17 protein-coding genes and 2 tRNA genes are annotated in these 17,528 nt (G+C 73.1%); 6 read left to right on the forward strand and 13 right to left on the reverse strand.

What is annotated here, in order from left to right:
• Nucleotides 1–182: hypothetical protein (locus tag I3F58_RS27620; protein ID WP_374208048.1), on the reverse strand; the 182-nt coding region annotated here is incomplete at its 3' end.
• A gap of 136 nt (nt 183–318) precedes the next feature.
• Between I3F58_RS27620 and I3F58_RS27625 the strand changes: the two genes are divergently transcribed.
• Both I3F58_RS27625 and I3F58_RS27630 read left to right on the forward strand, forming a co-directional pair.
• Nucleotides 319–1,491 carry an SPFH domain-containing protein gene (locus I3F58_RS27625; RefSeq protein ID WP_240111440.1) on the forward strand — a complete coding sequence of 391 codons (1,173 nt, stop codon included), beginning with the start codon at nt 319–321 and terminating at the stop codon, nt 1,489–1,491.
• A 149-nt stretch (nt 1,492–1,640) separates the two neighbouring features.
• Nucleotides 1,641–2,273: a lytic polysaccharide monooxygenase gene (locus tag I3F58_RS27630; RefSeq protein WP_240111441.1), complete on the forward strand. Its 633-nt coding sequence runs from the start codon at nt 1,641–1,643 to the stop codon at nt 2,271–2,273.
• 59 nt (nt 2,274–2,332) lie between these two features.
• On the opposite strand, the gene I3F58_RS27635 is transcribed toward I3F58_RS27630, so the two are convergent.
• The 6 genes from I3F58_RS27635 to ehuB form a co-directional block, all read right to left on the reverse strand.
• Nucleotides 2,333–2,406, reverse strand: a tRNA-Lys gene (locus I3F58_RS27635).
• A 67-nt stretch (nt 2,407–2,473) separates the two neighbouring features.
• Nucleotides 2,474–3,232, reverse strand: a complete 759-nt coding sequence (locus I3F58_RS27640) for an IclR family transcriptional regulator (RefSeq protein WP_240111442.1) — start codon at nt 3,230–3,232, stop codon at nt 2,474–2,476.
• A gap of 193 nt (nt 3,233–3,425) precedes the next feature.
• Nucleotides 3,426–4,166, reverse strand: a complete 741-nt coding sequence (locus I3F58_RS27645; RefSeq protein ID WP_240111443.1) for an amino acid ABC transporter ATP-binding protein — start codon at nt 4,164–4,166, stop codon at nt 3,426–3,428.
• Nucleotides 4,156–4,806 (reverse strand): ectoine/hydroxyectoine ABC transporter permease subunit EhuD, encoded by a 651-nt coding sequence (ehuD, locus tag I3F58_RS27650; RefSeq protein ID WP_240111444.1) that lies wholly within the window; start codon nt 4,804–4,806, stop codon nt 4,156–4,158. Before ehuD ends, I3F58_RS27645 begins: the two co-directional genes overlap by 11 nt.
• Complete coding sequence (ehuC, locus tag I3F58_RS27655) at nt 4,803–5,462, reverse strand: ectoine/hydroxyectoine ABC transporter permease subunit EhuC (RefSeq protein WP_240111445.1); 660 nt, start codon at nt 5,460–5,462, stop codon at nt 4,803–4,805. Before ehuC ends, ehuD begins: the two co-directional genes overlap by 4 nt.
• The gene (gene ehuB / locus I3F58_RS27660; RefSeq protein WP_240111446.1) at nt 5,459–6,349 is read right to left on the reverse strand and encodes an ectoine/hydroxyectoine ABC transporter substrate-binding protein EhuB; all 891 of its coding nucleotides are present in this window, start codon (nt 6,347–6,349) and stop codon (nt 5,459–5,461) included. The genes ehuC and ehuB overlap by 4 nt, the downstream gene beginning before the upstream one ends.
• 105 nt (nt 6,350–6,454) lie before the next feature.
• Between ehuB and I3F58_RS27665 the strand changes: the two genes are divergently transcribed.
• The gene (locus I3F58_RS27665; RefSeq protein WP_240111447.1) at nt 6,455–7,141 is read left to right on the forward strand and encodes a decarboxylase; all 687 of its coding nucleotides are present in this window, start codon (nt 6,455–6,457) and stop codon (nt 7,139–7,141) included.
• A gap of 251 nt (nt 7,142–7,392) precedes the next feature.
• Nucleotides 7,393–9,066 (forward strand): glycosyl hydrolase family 18 protein, encoded by a 1,674-nt coding sequence (locus I3F58_RS27670; protein ID WP_240111448.1) that lies wholly within the window; start codon nt 7,393–7,395, stop codon nt 9,064–9,066.
• A 134-nt stretch (nt 9,067–9,200) separates the two neighbouring features.
• Here the strand turns inward: I3F58_RS27670 and I3F58_RS27675 are convergent, their stop codons facing one another.
• The gene (locus tag I3F58_RS27675; RefSeq protein WP_240111454.1) at nt 9,201–10,871 is read right to left on the reverse strand and encodes a bifunctional diguanylate cyclase/phosphodiesterase; all 1,671 of its coding nucleotides are present in this window, start codon (nt 10,869–10,871) and stop codon (nt 9,201–9,203) included.
• A gap of 1,568 nt (nt 10,872–12,439) precedes the next feature.
• Between I3F58_RS27675 and I3F58_RS27680 the strand changes: the two genes are divergently transcribed.
• Nucleotides 12,440–13,597, forward strand: coding sequence for a M6 family metalloprotease domain-containing protein (locus I3F58_RS27680; RefSeq protein ID WP_374208049.1), 1,158 nt, complete (start codon nt 12,440–12,442; stop codon nt 13,595–13,597).
• A gap of 70 nt (nt 13,598–13,667) precedes the next feature.
• Here the strand turns inward: I3F58_RS27680 and I3F58_RS27685 are convergent.
• The 5 genes from I3F58_RS27685 to I3F58_RS27705 all read right to left on the reverse strand — a co-directional run bounded on the left by I3F58_RS27685 (nt 13,668) and on the right by I3F58_RS27705 (nt 16,277).
• Nucleotides 13,668–13,741 (reverse strand) — tRNA-Lys (locus tag I3F58_RS27685).
• Nucleotides 13,732–14,403: a bifunctional DNA primase/polymerase gene (locus tag I3F58_RS27690; protein ID WP_240111449.1), complete on the reverse strand. Its 672-nt coding sequence runs from the start codon at nt 14,401–14,403 to the stop codon at nt 13,732–13,734. The genes I3F58_RS27685 and I3F58_RS27690 overlap by 10 nt, the downstream gene beginning before the upstream one ends.
• A gap of 121 nt (nt 14,404–14,524) precedes the next feature.
• Complete coding sequence (locus tag I3F58_RS27695; RefSeq protein WP_240111450.1) at nt 14,525–14,878, reverse strand: hypothetical protein; 354 nt, start codon at nt 14,876–14,878, stop codon at nt 14,525–14,527.
• Nucleotides 14,879–15,188: 310 nt separating this feature from the next.
• Entirely contained in the window at nt 15,189–15,542 is a 354-nt protein-coding gene (locus I3F58_RS27700) for a hypothetical protein (RefSeq protein ID WP_240111451.1), read from the reverse strand.
• A 138-nt stretch (nt 15,543–15,680) separates the two neighbouring features.
• A complete protein-coding gene (locus I3F58_RS27705; RefSeq protein ID WP_240111452.1) occupies nt 15,681–16,277 on the reverse strand; it encodes a histidine phosphatase family protein in 597 nt (198 codons plus the stop codon).
• 154 nt (nt 16,278–16,431) lie between these two features.
• Between I3F58_RS27705 and I3F58_RS27710 the strand changes: the two genes are divergently transcribed.
• Nucleotides 16,432–17,528 (forward strand): hypothetical protein (locus I3F58_RS27710; RefSeq protein ID WP_240111453.1); only part of this gene is annotated, 1,097 nt, incomplete at its 3' end.

Here is a 17,528-nt window from a genome sequence, read left to right on the forward strand (position 1 = left end):
GCCGGGGCGAAGCCCACCGCGCCCCGGCCGGTGGTACCGACGTCCACGGGCCCCGAGCCCGCGGCACACCGGTCCGCCCGGCCCGAGCCGGCCGGGTCCCGGGCCGTGCGACCGGAGCGGACCGGGCCGGGAACCACCGGATCCGGGGCCACCGGGCCGGGCTCCAGCGGGCCTGGGGCCATCGCACCCGGGTCCATCGGGTCCGAACCCCCGGGAGTCGCAGCGGCCGGGTCCGGGCACACGGGCCCGAAGGGCGCCCGGCCCGGGCCCGCCGGGTCCCGGCCTGCCGCGCCGGAGACCACCGAGGCCCGGTCCGCGGTGCGCAAGGGCACCGCGTCCGCCGCGTCCGCGCCGCGCAAGGGCACTACCCCCGGGGGAACGGGCGCCCCTCGACCCGTGCGGGACGGCGGCGCCCTCCTGGACCCCGCCGCCACCGTGCTCCTCGGCACCGTCGGCGCCCCCACCCGGCGGGAGACCGCGCGACCGGCGCCCGAACCGCGGTCACCCCGCCGAGGCCGCCACGCCGGGCAGCGGGCGCGGTCGGGGCCGGATCTCGATCCGCAGCTGGCCGAGCGGCCCGGCGCCGTGCTTCCCGGGTGGGCCGGGATGCTGGCCGGGCTGGCCGCCCTGCTGGGGTGCGGGCTCGTGGCCTGGGGTTCCGGGGCGGTGCCCGAGCCGGTGCAGGACCTGCTGGGCCTGCCGTACCGCCCGTACCGCGGGCTTCCGTTCGGCGTGGCGGCGCTGCTCGCGCTCGGCGTGCTGCTGGTGCTGTTCGCGTTCGGCGGCCTGACGCGGGGCCGGGTGGGCGCCGCCTGGGTGCTGACCCTGTTCGGCCAGTACCGGGGGACGGTCCGCCGTACCGGCCTGCTCTGGGTGAGCCCGCTTCTCCTCCGCCGCCGCCTGGACGTACGGCTCCGGCACTGGCGCAGCGAACCCGTCGCCGCGGTGGACGCCAACGGCACGGCCCTGCGGGTCGTCGTCCTGGTGGTGTGGCGGATCAACGACACGGTACGCGCGGCCTTCGGGGTGGCGGACCACGAGACGTACCTGCGCGAACAGGTGGAGGCGGCGCTCGCCCGGGTCCTCTCGCAGCGCCCGGTCGACGCCCCCTCCCCGTACCGCCCCAAGACCGCCGTGCTCCCGGGCGACGCCCCGACCCTGCGCGACGCCGAGGCGGTGGGCGAGGCCCTCACCCGTACCCTCGCCACCGCCTGCACCCCGGTCGGGATCGAGGTGTTCTCCGCGCAGCCCGTCCACATCGAGTACGCCCCGGAGATCGCCGCCGCCATGCGCCGGCGGCGGATCGCGGCGATCGAGGCCGAGCAGCGGGACGCCGTTCTGTCCTCGGTCGTCGACACGGTCGACGACGTGGTCCACCGGCTGACCGCGCGTGGTCTGGTCGAGCTGGACGACTACGACCGCAAGACCCTGGTCAAGGACCTGACCGTGGCGTTCTGCGCGGGGCACGGTGGTCCGGTCGAAGGAGCGTGAGCCCGCGTGCGATTGGTATGGACATGACGAACTGCCGTCCCTAGATTGGGAGTTGGTCTAGACCGGAGCCCACCCAGCTCCGGTGCTCGCCGGCACCCGACCGTTCATCCCATCGCGCGCGATCCCCCACCTCCTTCCGGGAGTAATGCATGCGACAGAAGAGCCAGAGGACACAGGAGAAACAGAAGAAGAGGCGCACCTCGGGCACCGTGCTGGCCCTCGTCCTGGGAGTCGCCGGGGCCTCGGCCCTCGCCACCGGAACCGCCGGAAGTCACGGCTACACCGACGCACCCGTCAGCCGCCAGAAGCTCTGCGCCGACGGCACGGTCACGGGCTGCGGCTCCATCCGCTGGGAGCCGCAGTCCGTGGAGGGGCCCAAGGGCTTCCCGCAGCGCGGACCGGCCGACGGCACCATCTGCTCGGGCGGCAACAGCCGGTTCGCGCAGCTCGACGACCCCCGTGGCGGGAACTGGCCCGCCACCCGGGTGGCCGGCGGTCAGAGCTACAGCTTCCGCTGGCGGTTCACCGCCGCGCACGCCACGACCGACTTCCGCTACTACGTCACCCGCGACGGCTGGGATCCCGCCAGGCCGCTGACCCGCGCGGACCTGGACCCGCAGCCGTTCCTCACCGTCCCCTACCACGGGCAGCGCCCGCCGTTCACCTTCACCCACCAGGGCCGGATGCCGAGCGGCAAGTCCGGCCGCCATCTGATCCTGGCGGTCTGGACGATCCACGACACGGGCAACGCGTTCTACGCCTGTTCCGACGTCCGGTTCTGACGACGGCGCCACACGGTACGAAGAAGCCCCCCGCTTCCGCGAGGGGCTTCTTCCGTCTGTGCGCCGCCAGGGACTCGAACCCCGGACCCGCTGATTAAGAGTCAGCTGCTCTAACCAACTGAGCTAGCGGCGCCTGCTGACGGAGTTAATACTACCCGCTCCCGAGGGGTGCTCCCGACCGCCCTCAAACGTGTCGTGCCTCACAGGGCCAGCGACAGCACCACCGGTGCCGCCCTCCGGTTCAGCGCGTCCGCCGCCGCCCGCAGCCGGTGCGCGTGCTCGACCGGCAGCGACAGCGCCAGGCACCCGACCGCCGACCCGGCCGTCAGGGGCACCGCCGCGCAGACCGTGCCCACCGCGTACTCCTGGAGGTCCAGCACCGGCACCGTCGGCGGCTGGCTGTCCAGCTTGGAGAACAGCACCCGCTCACTGGTGATCGTCCGGGAGGTCAGCCGGGCGATCTTGTGGCGGGACAGGTGGTCCCGGCGGCCGTTCTGGTCGAGCTGGGTCAGCAGGCACTTGCCGACCGCGCTCGCGTGGGCCGCCGACCGGAAGTCCACCCACTCGTTCACCTTCGGGGTGTGCGGCCCGTCGGCCATCTGCGTGATCTTGACCTCGCCGTCGATGTACCGGCTGATGTAGACCGCCGCGCCCACCGAGTCGCGCAGGGCGGTCAGCGTCTCCTGGAGCTTCGTCTGCAGGGCGGCCCGCCGGGTGGTGCCCGAGCCCAGCAGGACCAGGCTGTCCCCGACCGCGTACGCCCCGGCGGTGACCTCCTCCACGTACCCCTCGCGGCGCAGCATCCGCAGCAGCGGGACGAGGTGTGCGGCCGGCAGTCCGGTCTCCCGCGCGATCTGGCTCTCGGTGACTCCGCCGCCGTGCCTGGACACCGTCTCCAGTACGCGCAGCGCGTACTGCACCGAATGGAACGCCGGACTCGCCTGAGGCTTCGGCGTCACGGTTTCCCCCTTTACCAGGTGTGACCGCATACTTCGTCACCACGATAGCCGCCAAAGGCCGTTTTCGGGCGCCCTGTTGACAACAACGCCGAGGCGCCCCAGCGGTGCGAACCGGGGCGCCGGTCGATGGCATATGCCCTCGGCATCAGGCACTCCGAGGGCCCTGCGGCTCGGCGGAGGGCCGAGCCGCAGGTCACAGCACCGCGCCGAGGAACTCCCGGGTGCGCTCGTGCTCCGGGTCCGAGAAGATGCGCTCCGGCGGACCCGCCTCGATCACCCGTCCCGAGTCGAACATGAACACCTCGTCCGAGATGTCCCTGGCGAAATTCATCTCGTGGGTCACGCACAGCATGGTGATGTCGGTGCTCCGCGCGATGTCCCGCAGCAGGTCCAGCACCCCCGCCACCAGCTCCGGGTCCAGCGCCGAGGTCACCTCGTCCAGCAGCAGCACCTTCGGCCGCATCGCCAGCGCGCGGGCGATCGCGACCCGCTGCTGCTGGCCGCCGGAGAGCTGCGAGGGCCGGGCGTCCGCCTTCTCCGAGAGTCCCACCATCTCCAGCAGTTCCCGGGCCCGCTGCTCCGCCTCGTCCTTGCCCAGTCCCAGCACCCGCACGGGGGCCTCGGTGATGTTGCGCAGCACCGACATGTTCGGGAACAGGTTGAACTGCTGGAAGACCATCCCGATGCCCTTGCGCACCTCCCGCCGCTGCTTCTCGTCGGCGGGGAACAGGCGGGCGCCGCCCACCTCGATGGTCCCGGTGTCCGGCCGCTCCAGCGTCATCAGCATCCGCAGGATCGTCGTCTTGCCGGAGCCGGAGGGGCCGATGAGCGTGACGTGCTTGCCGGCGGAGACGGAGAAGGACAGCTCCTTGAGGACGGTGTTCTCACCGAAGCTCTTGCTGACACCGTCGAACGTGATCAGGTCAGTGGACAAGGCGGCGCTCCAGGGCTCGTACGAGAAGGGAAGCCGGGTAGGCGATGAGGACGAAGGCGACACCGACCACGGTCAGCGGCTCGACGTACTGGAAGGTCGCGGCGCCCCCCAGCCGGCCCTGCTGGAGCATCTCCAGCACCCCGATCGCGGCGAGGATCGGCGTGTCCTTCAGCATGGCGATGACGTAGTTGCCGAGCGCCGGGGTGACCCGCCGCAGGGCCTGCGGCAGGATCACCGCGAACCAGGTGTGGTGTGCGGGCAGGCTCAGCGCGGTCGCCGCCTCCCACTGCCCGGCCGGCACGGCGTCGATCCCGGCGCGGTACACCTGTGCGGTGTACGTCGAGTAGTGCAGGCCGATCGCGAGTGTGCCGGTCGTCAGCGCGGAGAACTGCACGCCCCACTCGGGCAGCACGAAGAACAGGAAGAAGAGCTGCACCAGCAGCGGCGTCGTACGGATGAACTCCGTCAGCGCGTTCACCGGCCAGCGCACCCAGCGGGTCGGCGCGCGGAAGGCCGCCGCCCACACCAGCCCCAGCGTGAACGACAGCAGCGAGCCCAGCACCAGCACCTGGAGGGTCAGCAGCAGCCCGTCCACGAAACGCGGCATGAAGTCCCAGACAGCGGACCAGTCCCAGTTCATCGAGCCGTCACCCCCAGGTTCGCCTTGGTCTTTCGCTCCAGCGCCTTCATGGAGCGGGTGATGCCGAACGCCAGGACGAAGTAGATCACCAGCACGACCGTGTAGATCTGCGCGCTGTCCTGCGTCGCCAGCCGCACCAGATACGCGGCGAACGACACGTCACCGACCCCGAGCAGCGACACCAGCGCCGTACCCTTCAGCAGCTCCACCAGCAGGTTGCAGAAGGACGGGATCATCTCCGGCACCGCCTGAGGCAGCAGCACCAGCCGCATCCGCTGCCACGGCGTGAAGCTCAGCGCGACCGCCGCCTCCCGCTGCGCCGGGGCCACCGCGCCCAGACCGCCCCGGACGATCTCCGCGCCGTACGCCCCGTACGAGAGTCCCAGGGCGAGCACCGCCGCCCACATCGGCACCAGCTGCCACCCCATCAGCGGGGGCACCACGAAGAAGAGCCAGAACATCAGCACCAGCGCCGACACCCCGCGGAAGATCTCCGTGTACGCGGTCGCCAGGAACCGCACCAGCCGCGAGCGGTGGGTGCGGGCCATGCCGACGGTGAACGCGACGAAGGCCCCCAGCGCCGCGCTGCAGACGAGCAGCTGGATCGTGATCCAGATCCCCGGGAGCACCCAGTTCTGCCACAGCCCGATGGTCATCGGCACAGCTCCTCGGCGGTCAGGGTGGTCATCTCGGCCTCCGAGAAACCGAACCGGCGCAGGATGCGCAGCAGTTCGCCGCTCTTCTTCATCTTGTGGATCTCGACGTTGAAGGCGTCCCGCAGCGAGCGGTCGGTCAGCCGGAAGGCGAAGCCGCCGCCGTCGATCCGCTCCTTGCCGTCGACGACCGCCGCGAACGCCTCCGTGGCCTCGGCCTTGCCGCTCTTCTTGACCACCTCGCGGGCGGTGAGCGCGGTCCCCGCGAACACGTCGACGCGCCCGGACTCGACGGCGTTCAGTCCGGCCACCTGATCCTGGAGGATGACGATGTCCTTCTCCGGGTACCCGGCGGCCACCGCATAGCCGATCTCCGCGTACCCGGTGCCGGTCGCGAACCGCGCCTTCTTGCTCACCACGTCCTCGTACGAGCGCAGCCCCATCGGGTTGCCCTTGCGCACGATGAAGGAGTCGAGCATCTGGTACTCGGGGTCCGAGAACAGCACCTGCTCGCAGCGGTCCGGGTTGATGTACATCCCGGCCGACACGACGTCGAACTGCTGGGCGTTGAGCCCGGGTATGAGGGAGCCGAAGTCGGTCGCGACCGGCTGGACCCGGTCCACGCCGAGCCGCTTGAAGATCACCTTGGCGAGTTCGGGCGCCTCTCCCGTGAACGCCCCCTCCTCGTCGACATAGCCGTAGGGGACCTCACCGGCGATGCCGAGCCGGACGGTCCCCTGTGCCCGCAGCCGGGCGAGTGCGTCCCCGGACGGGACGCGGGAGCAGCCGACGGCGCCGAGCAGCGCGCCCGACGCGCCGAGCACGGCGCCGCCGGCAAGCAACGAGCGGCGTCTTATGGATCCTGATTCCCTGGTGGATGTGAGGGCCATGGGCGCGCGGCTACCCGAACCCGTGCGGGCTATGCGTACGGGTTCGCGATCCGGCGGCCGTCGCACCCCGGGCCCGGCGGGCCCGTCGACAGGAGGCTGGTTGCCATGACCACGGTCGGACTGCTCCGTCCGGAGGACCATCCGGAGGACGACTACCGGCGTATCGAGACGTTGCTGGACAGCGACATCCGGGTCGACTCGGCCCCCTACGAGGGCCCGGGCGAGGACCCGGAGCGGCTCGCGGCCGGGGCGGAGCGGCTGAGGCTGGCCGGGGCGGAGGCGGTGGTGTGGGCCTCGACCGGGGCGTCGTTCGTGTACGGCTGGGAGGCCGCGCACGAGCAGGCCCGCGCCCTGGCGCTGGCGGCGGGGCTGCCGGCGTCCAGCACGTCCATCGGCTTCGCCCATGCGGCACGGGAGGTGGGTGCCGCGCGGGTCGCGGTGGCCGCGACGTACCCGGCGGACGTGACGGAGGAGTTCGCCCGTTTCCTGGAGGCGGCCGGCATCGAGGTGGTCGGCCCGCGCCGGGCCCACGCCGCGGGGCCGGTGCCGGACCTGGTCCGCGCGGCGGACGACCCCCGGGCCCAGGCGGTCCTGGTGCCCGACACGTCCCTGGCGACGGTGGCGTACCTGCCGGAGGCGGAAGCGGCGGTCGGAAAGCCGGTTCTGACGGGCTCCCAGGTCACCGTATGGGAGGGGCTGCGGCTGGCGGAGCGGCGCGGGGCGTGGGCGGAGGACCTGGGCGTGCTGTTCGGGAGGCGGGGGCCGAGGGACGTGTGGGAGCCGGAGGAGTAGGCGGCGCTGGTTCTTTCTCGGGAAGCCGCGCACAAGATTCCTAAGCGAGCCTTAAGCCGCTCGTCACCTGTGGTGGCGGGCGGTTGCTCGTGGAGGTGCAGGCCCCTGACGAGGCCTTTCCTTCCAGAATTGGTCTAGTCCTCATTTGGTTCAGACCATTGACGTGCGGGGGTGCGGCTGGCTATCAATTCTTCAACTTCCGCGCCGCGCATCCTCGTGGCCCCCCGCCACCCCCCTCCCGGAGGCCGCTCGTGCACTTCCGTAAACCCCTGTTCGCCGCGCTCGCCGCCGGAGCGATGGCCACCGCCGTCGCCGTCGGAGCGACCACCGCCCAGGCCGTGGACGCCACGCCCGCCGCCGGGGAGGCGGGCGGCGTGAAGATCGCCTATTACGACCAGTGGAGCATCTACGGCAACAAGTTCTTCCCGAAGCACCTGGACACCCGGGGCATCGCGGAGAAGCTGGATGTCATCAACTACTCCTTCGGGAACATCCACCCCACCGACCTGACCTGCTTCATGGCCAACAAGGCGGCGGGCGACGACAACAACCCCAACGCCGGCGACGGCGCGGGCGACTCCTTCGCGGACTACGGCCGCACCTTCTCCGCCGCGGACAGCGTGTCCGGTGTCGCGGACAAGTGGGACCAGCCGATCGCGGGCGTCTTCAACCAGTTCAAGCAGCTGAAGGCCAAGCACCCGCACCTGAAGATCAACATCTCGCTGGGCGGGTGGACGTACTCCAAGTACTTCCACGACGCCGCGAAGACGGACGCGAGCCGCAAGAAGCTGGTCTCGTCCTGCATCAAGCAGTACCTCGACGGCGACCTGCCGGTCCGGGACGGCTTCGGGGGCGACGGCACCGCGGCCGGGATCTTCGACGGCATCGACATCGACTGGGAGTACCCCGGCTCGGACGGCGGCCACCTCGGCAACCACTACGGCCCCGAGGACAAGCAGAACTTCACCCTCCTGCTCGCCGAGTTCCGCAAGCAGCTCGACGAGTACGGTGCCGCCCACGGCGGCAAGAAGTACCTGCTCACCGCGGCGCTGCCGGCCGGTCAGGACAAGATCAAGCACATCGAGACCGACAAGATCGGCGCGTACCTCGACTACGCGAACATCATGACGTACGACATGCACGGCGCCTGGGACGGCGACGGGCCGACGTATCACCAGTCCCCGCTGTACTCCGGGGCGAACGACCCGACCGACCCGATCGCTCCGGGCACCCAGAAGTACTCGATCGACAACGCCATCGACTCCTGGATCGACGGCAACCCCGCGTACGGCATCACCGGTGGCTTCCCGGCCGGCAAGCTGACGCTCGGGTACGAGTTCTACTACCGCGGCTGGAAGGGTGTCCCGGCCGGCGACGCGGACGGTCTCGCCCAGCCCGCGACCGGCGCCTCGGGCGCCCGCCCGCTGAGCCAGCAGGCGGGTATCGCCCACTACAAGGAGCTGGGCGGCATCGTCGACAACCCGGCGACCACCTACTGGGACGACGACGCGAAGGCCTCGTACTTCTACAAGGACGGCGAGTTCTTCACCGGTCTCGACCAGCGGGCGGTCCAGGAGCGCGCCGCCTACGCCAAGAGCCGGGGTCTGGCGGGAGCGATGATGTACTCGCTGCTGGGCCTGGACGAGAACACGACCCTGCTGAACCACATCGTCGACGCGGTGGGCGGCACGCCCCAGAGCCCGAGCCCGACGCCGACCGGGTCGACCCCCGCCCCGACCCCGACCCCGACGGAGACCGCCCCTGAGGGCTGCACCGCCCCGGCGTGGGACGCCGGCGCCACGTACACCGGCGGCGACGAGGTCGCCCACGACGGCCGCAGCTGGAAGGCCAAGTGGTGGACCAAGGGAGACGAGCCCGGAACGACGGGCGAGTGGGGCGTATGGGAGGACCTGGGCGCCTGCTGAAGCCCGGCCCGTCCGGAGGCACCCCCTCCGCGGTGAAGCCCCCCGCACCACCCCCCACGCCACCGCCCCTGACCGGAGAGCACACCCTCCCGGTCAGGGGCGGTACTCATGCGCCGCACGGGCCGCGCGCGGGCTCACGCCACCTTCGCGCCCACCCGGATCAGTTCCGCGATCCGCTCCGGCGCCACCGCCCGCGAGTACAGCCAGCCCTGCCCGGTGTCGCAGCCGATCCGCCGCAGCCGCGCCGCCTGCCCGGCGGTCTCCACGCACTCGGCGGTGACGGTCAGCCCGAGCCGGTGCGCCAGGTCCACCATGGTCTGGACGATCACCTCGTCCGCCGGGTTCGGATGCGCCTCCTCCTGGAAGCCCCGTACGAACGAGCCGTCGAGCTTGAGCACCGAGACGGGAAGACGGCTCAGATAGGCGAGGTTCGAGTAGCCGGTGCCGAAGTCGTCGATGGCGATGCGCACGCCCATCTCGCTGAGCGCCTGGAGCGCCTGGAGGGGGCGGCCGGCCGAGCCCATCACGGCCGACTCGGTCAGTTCCAGCTGGAGCAGGCCGGGCGCCAGCCCGGTCTCGTCCAGGATCTCCGCCACGTCCGCGACCAGGTCGGAGTCCCACACCTGCCGTACGGCGACATTCACGCTGACGAAGATCGGCGGTTCGCCGGGATGGTCCAGCTGCCAGCGCCGGGCCTGGCGGCAGGCCGTACGCAGCACCCACTGCCCCAGCTGCACGATCGACCCGTCCTCCTCGGCGATTCCGATGAACCGATTCGGCGCCAGGGTGCCGAACCGGGGGTGGTGCCAGCGGACCAGCGCCTCGACTCCGTGGACGGTGCCGTCGGCCATCCCGACCAGCGGCTGGTAGTCCAGCGCGAACTCGCCGCGCTCCAGGGCGGGCCGCAGATGGGAGGAGAGGGCCTGCCGGGTCATGCGGTGGGCGTTGCGCTCCGGGTCGAACAGCGTCCAGCGGGCCTTGCCGTCGGCCTTGGCCCAGTAGAGCGTCGTGTCGGCGGCCTGCATCAGGCCGTTGACCGTGGTGCCGTCGGCGGTCCGTTCGACGACGCCGATGGAGGCGGAGACGGACAGCCGCTGCCCGGCGAGGTCGAACGGCCGCTGGACGGTGTCGAGCAGCGCGCCCGCCAGGTCGGTGAGCTGGCGGGTCCCGGTCGAGTCCTCGACGAGGACGGCGAACTCGTCGCCGCCGAGCCGCGCCACGAGGTGGCCGCCACCGCGTGCGTGGGCGTCGTTGTCGGCGCACTCCGTGAGCCGGGTCGCGACGGCGGCGAGCAACTGGTCGCCCACGCGGTGGCCGAGGGTGTCGTTGACGGCGTTGAAGCCGTCCAGGTCCAGGTAGCAGATGCCGACCCGGCCGGTGGTCTCGTCGTCGTACGAGGCGTGGTGCTCCAGCGTGGAGGTGAGCCGCTCGAAGAACAGGGCGCGGTTGGGGAGGCGGGTCACCGGGTCGTGCATCTGCAGGTGCCGCAGCCGCGCCTGGAGTTCGCGCCGGTCGCTGATGTCCGTGACGGAGAGCAGGACGTTACGGCTCCGGTGCACGGGAGCGACGGTCACCTCGGCCCACAGGGTGCGCCCGTCCGCGTGCTTGAGCCGCCGGGTGCAGCGCAGCCGGGAGCGTCGGCCGCCGAGCACCTCCCGGTAGGCCTGCCAGGTCCGCCGGTCGGTGTCGAGGTCCACCAGGGTGGCGGCGTCCCGCCGGTGCAGCTGCTCCTGCCCGGTCCCGCAGAGTGCGACGAGCGCGTCATTGGCCCGCAGGACCAGCCCGTCCGGGCCGACCACGGCCATCCCGATCTGCGCGGCGAGGAACGCGGCGTGCACGTCCCGCAGCTCGGCGGCAGGCGCCCCGACACGGGGCCCGCGGGCCGCGGCCGTGCCGGGCGGCTCGGCGGGGTCTGCGCCGGGGGCCGGACCGGAAGGCGCGGGGTGCGGCGCGGGGCGTTCGGCGGCAGGGTCCGGAACCCGGGCGCCGAACGAGCGCGGAGCGGCCGTGTGCCCGGGGGCCGGGGCCGCCGGACCGGCGGGTGCGGTGAGGGGGCTGCGGGAGCCGTCCGGCGCGTCGGCGCCGCGGTCGGCCGCGGGGTGACCGGAGGAGGGCGCGACCGCGGCGGGGCCCACGGGGCCGGGGTGCGAGGCGAGGGCGCCCCGGACGGTACCGGAGGTGCGGCCCGCGGCCGGGGAGGGGACGGGCGGGTCGGCGGGGTGGGTGAAAGGGGTGAGGGCGGTGGCCGGGCCCGTCGCCGGGCGGGCGGGCGGGCTCGGGGTGGCCGCGGCGAGCGCTGCGGCGGGGGCGGGTTCCCCGCCGGGGGCGAAGCGGGGGCCCGGGGTGCCGTGGCGCGGCCCGGGGTGGGCCGTGAGGACGACCAGGTTCGGGCGGCGGCCCGAGGGGTTGGGGCCTGAGATGTCACGCTCTGTGATCGACGGTCGTGGCAGCCGGGCGGTGCCGAGCTGTGCGACTGCCGTGTGTCCCGGTCCTTCTGGAGTTCCGTTCACCGCTCGCTCCCGCAGGGCAGTTGTGACGTACAAATGTGGTCTGGCCAGGTCAGGCAGGGAAAGTGAGCCGATCATAGAGGGCGCTCATGGGGCCGTTCCAGCGACCCTGGCGCCATGTGGACATCGCGTCCGCTGCGCCCTTTACGCCCGATCGTTTCTGCGCGGGTCTGGCAGGGACCCGCTCGCCTCTGATCGATTGTGACTGTCGGTGAAGTGGCGCATGAGGTCCGGGTGTGTCGCTGCTCACCCGAGTGGTGCACTGGAACAGGCTCAACGCGGCGAACCCTCCCAAGGTGGTGTGAGAGCCCCATCCCGCACCGGAGGTCGACGTGGAGGGTCAGCAGTCGCCCCCGTACCCACTCGGGCGAGCGCACCACCCGGAGCCCACCCCGGCCCATGCGGGCCCGGACACGGGCGGGCCCGGCCGTGGCGGTCCTGTGGCAAATCGCCTCGGCCAGGGGGGTCCTGGCCTGGCCGGTCCCGGAGCAGGCGGTCACGGCCCCGGCCGTGACGGGCCCTCTCGCGGCGCTCCCGGTCATGCCGGCCAGGGCCGTCCCGGCGGGGGTGCCCCCGGTCGTGGCGGCCGTGACCGCGGCGGGCCCGGCGGGGGTGGCCCCGGTCAGGGTGGCCTCGAACGAGGTGGCCCCGGCCGAAGCGGCCCCGGTCTTGGTGGTTCCGATGGGGGTGGTCCTGGTCAGGGCGGCCTCGAACGAGGTGGCCCGGATGGTGGTGGCCGTGACCCTGGCGGGCCCGGCGGGGGTGGCCCCGGGTGTGACGGCCCGGGTCGTGGCGGGTCCGCCCCGGCCGCCGCCGGGGCGCGTCGTCCCGGGCTCCGCGCCACCGCGGCCGGCCTGTTCTGTCTCGTGGCCATCGCCGCGACCGGGCTGGCTGCGGGGCCGGCCATCGCCGCGACCGCGCCGGGGACCTGTGCCCTGCCCCGCACCGAGGCGCACCACTCCCTCGGACTCGACACCTGGAACTCCCGGTATCCGAAGCCCGAGCGCAGGCTGGACGCGGTCATGGTGTTCCTGAGCTTCCCGGACTCCCGGCCGCTCACCGCCACAGAGGAGATCGAGGCCGATTACTTCCCGGAGACCAGCCGTTTCTTCACGCGCGCCTCGTACGGCAGGTTCAGCCTCCGTCCCCACCCCCGGCACGGCTGGTTGCGCATGCCGCAGCCGTCCACCGCGTACGCGATAGAGCGCGACTGGGCGGCGGACCGCCGCGCCGCCTACCTGAGGGACGCGCTGGCCACCGCCGACCCGGTCGTGGACTTCTCCCGTTACGACATCGTCTACTTCGTCGCGGACCCGGACGCGCCCGGTGTCGACTCCGACGCGACGAAGGTGGTCAACCTCCACACTCCGCTCCACGCGGACGGTACCGACATCGACCGGGTGGTCACCCTCTTCGAACGGCACCCGCCCGACCGCAACGTCCTCGCCCACGAGACCGGCCATGTCTTCGACCTGCCGGACCTGTACCACCGCCCGGTCGACGGCAAGGGTGACTGGGACACCCACGTGGGGGACTGGGACGTCATGGGCAGCCAGTTCGCACTGGCGCCGGAGTTCTTCGGCTGGCACAAGTGGAAGCTGGGCTGGCTGGACGAGCGCCAGGTCCGCTGCGTACGGGAGCCCGAACTGCTCACCCTGGAGCCGCTGGCCGCCCCGCGGCTGCCCGGCGCCGCGCCGGGAACGCGGCTGGCCGTCGTACGGACCGGCGAGCACAGCGTGCTGGCCGTCGAGGCCCGCGACGCCACCGGCAACGACCGGGAGGCCTGCCGGGAAGGTGTGCTGATCTACCGGGTGCGAGGCGAGGCGCCGTCCGGCGCGGGGCCGGTGGAGGTACTGGACACCCACCCCCTGACCGATGCCTGCCGGGACCGCTCGGTGTACCCGCCGCTCGCGGACGCCCCGCTCGGAGTGGGGGAGGCCTACACCGTGCCGGGCGACGGCACCCGGGTGGAGGTCGCGGACCGGACCGGTACGGGTGCGTGGACGGTGCGGATCACCCCGTGACCGCCCTGTGCGCGTGTGCACCGCGCACACGAAGAAGCCCCCCGCTTCCGCGAGGGGCTTCTTCCGTCTGTGCGCCGCCAGGGACTCGAACCCCGGACCCGCTGATTAAGAGTCAGCTGCTCTAACCAACTGAGCTAGCGGCGCTCGCTGACGTCGTAGACATTAGCATCCGGATCCTGGTCTGGCGAAATCGATACCCGCACGTCCCGGGCGGATGCGGCCCGCGCCACACGGACGCAGGCCCAGAGCAGTACCTCGGGCCCCGGGAGCCAGGGGGAGGCGGTGTCGGGGGCGACCAGCCACCGGGGCCCGTCGGCCGCGCCAGTGCCGGTGACCAGCGGCGGCACGGTCACCGCGTCGCCCGCGCCGTGGCACAGCATGGGCGGAACGGCGCCGCCCCACTCCTCCCAGCCGAGCAGCGAGGGCAGCCGGTGGGCCGTCCCCGGCGCGGTGAACAGCAGCATCCGCCCCCGGTGCGCGGCGACCGGGCCTGAGCCGGGGCCCTCGCTCCAGAGCCGGTCCAGCAGCCGACGCCCGAACACCGCCGGGACGCTCACCACGTCGAAGACGCTGCCACAGGGCAGCGCGGCGGGCGCGGTGGGCCGCGCCTCCCACAGGGCGAGCGTCGACACCGGGTACGCGGCGGCCGATACGAGCCAGCTCGCGCCGTCCGCGGTGATCTGTGCCGCGTGCACGGCACGGGCGGGGGCGACGCAGGCGGGGGCGACGCGCTGCTCGGCCTCGATCGCGCCCTGGGCGGGAGGCAGCGGGACCGGCGGTGTCTCGGGGCTCAGCCAGGTGCTCATACCTCCAGGTCTACCGGCTGTGACAGGGCGCACCCGCTGAGTTTCCGGAAACACGGACAAAGTCGGGTGCGGAGCACTAGGATTCGCCCTCGGCATATGCCGCCCGCGCGCCCGCAGGGATCTACTGCTCCTCGCTCCGGCCACCCGTGAGCAGGTCGCGCCCGAAGTCGACCATGCGCTTCGCATAGTCCTCAGTCCACTCGGCGCGCTCCGCTATGTCGGAGAGGGTGAGCCGGTCGAACCGGCGCGGGTCGGCCAGCTGGGCCGCCGCGATCGCCTGGTACTCCATGGCCCGGTCCGCCGCCGCGCGGAACGCGAGTGCGAGTTCGGTGGACCGGGAGAGCAGCTCGCGGGGGTCCTCCATCGACTCCAGGTCGAAGAAGTGCTCCGGGTCCGAGGCGGCGGCCGCGGGCTCGAAGAGCAGGGGGCCTGGCTTGAGCCTCCGCCGCTGGTCGCTCCGCTCGGTTTCCGCCATTGGTGACTCCCCATGTCCGTGTGCCCGGGCCGTCGACCGTATCCCCACGGCCACCGACCATTGTCCCGCCTCCCGCAAGACCGCGTGGCCCCGGGCGGGGGCCGACCGGCCGCCGCCTGTTCCCGGCACCACGGGCTCCGCCCCGGTCTCTCCTTCGCCGCTCGTCCTCAAGCGCCGGACGGGCTGAGACCGGCGCGTGGGATCGCCGGCGCGAAGAGCCCCGGGGGAGTTCGGGGGCGCGGAAGAGCGCGGGCGCCCCCGGTTCGGGAAGGAAGGGGAGGGCGGGCAGGGGAGAGAACCCGCCCGCGGCTCAGCGGCAGGCGTCGGCGGCCCGGATGAGGCGCGCCGCGAGGCCGAGTGCCTCGCGGAGTGTCGCCGGGTCGGTGACCGGCGACGCGTCAGCCGGCGGCAGCAGCCAGTCCGCCCCCGCCGTCGGCCGTCGAAGGCCCCGGCACGCACTGCCGGGAACGTCCCACGCCGCCGCCGTGCCCGGCGGCACGAGGAAGCCCAGCGTGTCGCTGGAGTCGTCGTGGAGCACGGGGCCGACCGCCGGCGCGCCGGTACGGCGCAGGATGTCGACCGCCTCCAGGCCCTGGCGGGCGGGGACCGTCACAAGGTCGCAGGTGTGGGCGCGCGGGGTGGCCTCCAAGCGGGCTTCCGACAAGGGTTCCTCCTTGAGGTCGTGCCTCCGTGTCCGCACAGGTTCAACGGTCTGTTCCCGTCAACGGCACGGTGGCGGACCCCCGCAAGGGGTGGCGAACCCTGGCGGATTTCCGGGCGGGTCCCGCGCCCGCTCCCAGGGCTACGCCTCCAGGTGCCCCGTGTCGTTCCAGCGTTCGAGCGCCGGGGCCCCGTACGCCCAGCCGAGGACGGACAGGCTCGTCGGGTCGAGCCGGATCCGGGCCGCGAAGGACAGCTCCTCGCCCAGCCAGCGTGCGGCGATGGACCGCAGGATGTGGCCGTGCCCGAAGACCAGCACGTCCCGTTCGGCCGAGCGGGCCCAGTCGACGACCTGGTCCGCGCGGGCCGTCAGGGACGCCATGCTCTCGCCCTCCGGCACGCCGTCGCGCCAGATGAACCAGTCCGGACGGCCGGCCTTGATCTCGGCGGGCGTCATGCCCTCGTACGCGCCGTAGTCCCACTCCATGAGCGCGTCCCACTCCTGCGCACGGTCGCCGAACCCGGCCAGCACGCACGTCTCGCGCGCGCGTGCCAGCGGGCTGGTGCGGATCTCGTACCCCTCCAGGCCCGCCCACGGGCCCCGGTGGAGCCGCTCGCCCAGCAGTCCGGCGCCCCGTCGGCCCTCCTCCAGGAGCGGGATGTCGGTCCTGCCGGTGTGCTTGCCGAGCAGCGACCACTCGGTCTGGCCGTGCCGGGCGAGCAGGATGCGCGGTGCCATGGGATGTACTCCTGGTGGTTCACATGGGGCGCACACGACGGCGGGTGCGGCTGAGGTACGGGCTCATCATCTCGTACGGCCCCGACGGGTGCCGAAGCGGCCGACCGGGCGTGAGCGGGCCCCGGCTGTCAGTGGTGGATGCGACACTGCCGCGGTGAGCGATTCCCTTCCGACCACACTCCGCCACCGGCTCGCGGAGCTGCGGGGGCCCGCCGCCCTGCCGCACCCGCTGGACGCCCGCGCGCTCGCCGCGCTGGCCGCGAACCCCGGCTGCCGCCGCAGGGCGCTGCTCGACGGGGCGGGCGTCGACAAGACGGCCCTGGCCTCGGTGCTGGGCGCCCCGTCCGGGTACGGGCAGTCGCAGTTCGCGTTCATGCGGGGCAACGCCTTCGAGGCGCGGGTGAAGGCCGACGGGGGCGCCGAGCTGCTGCGGCTGATGGGCGCCGAGCGCCCGGGGGACGTCCGGGTCCCGGACCTGGCGGCGGCCGGGCCCGAGGGGCGCACGGCACGCACGGCGCTGGCGCTGCGGGAGGCGACGGCGGAGGCGCGGGCGCGCGGGGTGTGGACGCTGCTGGACCATCCGCTGCTGGCACTGGAGGTCGCGGGCTCACCGGTGTTCCTGGAGCCGGACGCGGTGGTCGTGCGGCCGGACGGGGGCTGGACGGTCGTCGAGATCAAGTCGTTCCCGATGATCGACGGCGCCGCGGACGCGGCGAAGGTGGGCGCGGCGGCCCGCCAGGCGGCCGTGTACGTGCTGGCACTGGAGCGGGTGGCGGCCGTGACGGAGGGTGCGGAGGTCGCCCGGTCGGTGCTGCTGGTGTGCCCGAGGGACTTCTCGAACCAGCCCACCGGCTCGCTCGTCGACGTACGGAAGCAGCGCGCGGTGACGGAGCGGCAGCTCGCCCGGCTGACCCGGCTGGAGGACATCGCGGCGGAGCTGCCGGAGGGAGTGACGTTCGATGTGGCGGAGTGCTCGGCGGAGCAGCTGACGGCCGCCGTGGACGCGGTCCCGCACGCGTACGCCCCCGAGTGCCTGTCCTCCTGCGAACTGGCCTTCCACTGCCGGTCCCGTTCCCGGCACGCGGGCGCCGTGGAGACGCTGGGCCGTTCGGTCCGGGGCGAACTCGGCGGCCTGACGACGGTCGGCGCGGTCCTGTCGGCTGCCCGGGGCGAGTCCGGCGACGCGGCCGACCCGGCGGTGGCGGCGCTGCGGCGGGCGGCGGCGCTGCGGGCGGAGACGCTGGACGCGGC

This window comes from Streptomyces sp. MUM 203J, from assembly GCF_022414595.1.
Classification (GTDB): Bacteria; Actinomycetota; Actinomycetes; order Streptomycetales; family Streptomycetaceae; genus Streptomyces.

What these genes read in the sequence shown, in the direction of transcription:
- I3F58_RS27630 (WP_240111441.1), top strand. Translation starts at nt 1,641, where the DNA reads ATGCGACAGAAGAGCCAGAGGACACAGGAGAAACAGAAGAAGAGGCGC.
- ehuD (WP_240111444.1), bottom strand. Translation starts at nt 4,806, where the DNA reads ATGAACTGGGACTGGTCCGCTGTCTGGGACTTCATGCCGCGTTTCGTG.
- ehuC (WP_240111445.1), bottom strand. Translation starts at nt 5,462, where the DNA reads ATGACCATCGGGCTGTGGCAGAACTGGGTGCTCCCGGGGATCTGGATC.
- ehuB (WP_240111446.1), bottom strand. Translation starts at nt 6,349, where the DNA reads ATGGCCCTCACATCCACCAGGGAATCAGGATCCATAAGACGCCGCTCG.
- I3F58_RS27665 (WP_240111447.1), top strand. Translation starts at nt 6,455, where the DNA reads ATGACCACGGTCGGACTGCTCCGTCCGGAGGACCATCCGGAGGACGAC.
- I3F58_RS27675 (WP_240111454.1), bottom strand. Translation starts at nt 10,871, where the DNA reads ATGGCCGTGGTCGGCCCGGACGGGCTGGTCCTGCGGGCCAATGACGCG.
- I3F58_RS27690 (WP_240111449.1), bottom strand. Translation starts at nt 14,403, where the DNA reads ATGAGCACCTGGCTGAGCCCCGAGACACCGCCGGTCCCGCTGCCTCCC.
- I3F58_RS27695 (WP_240111450.1), bottom strand. Translation starts at nt 14,878, where the DNA reads ATGGCGGAAACCGAGCGGAGCGACCAGCGGCGGAGGCTCAAGCCAGGC.
- I3F58_RS27705 (WP_240111452.1), bottom strand. Translation starts at nt 16,277, where the DNA reads ATGGCACCGCGCATCCTGCTCGCCCGGCACGGCCAGACCGAGTGGTCG.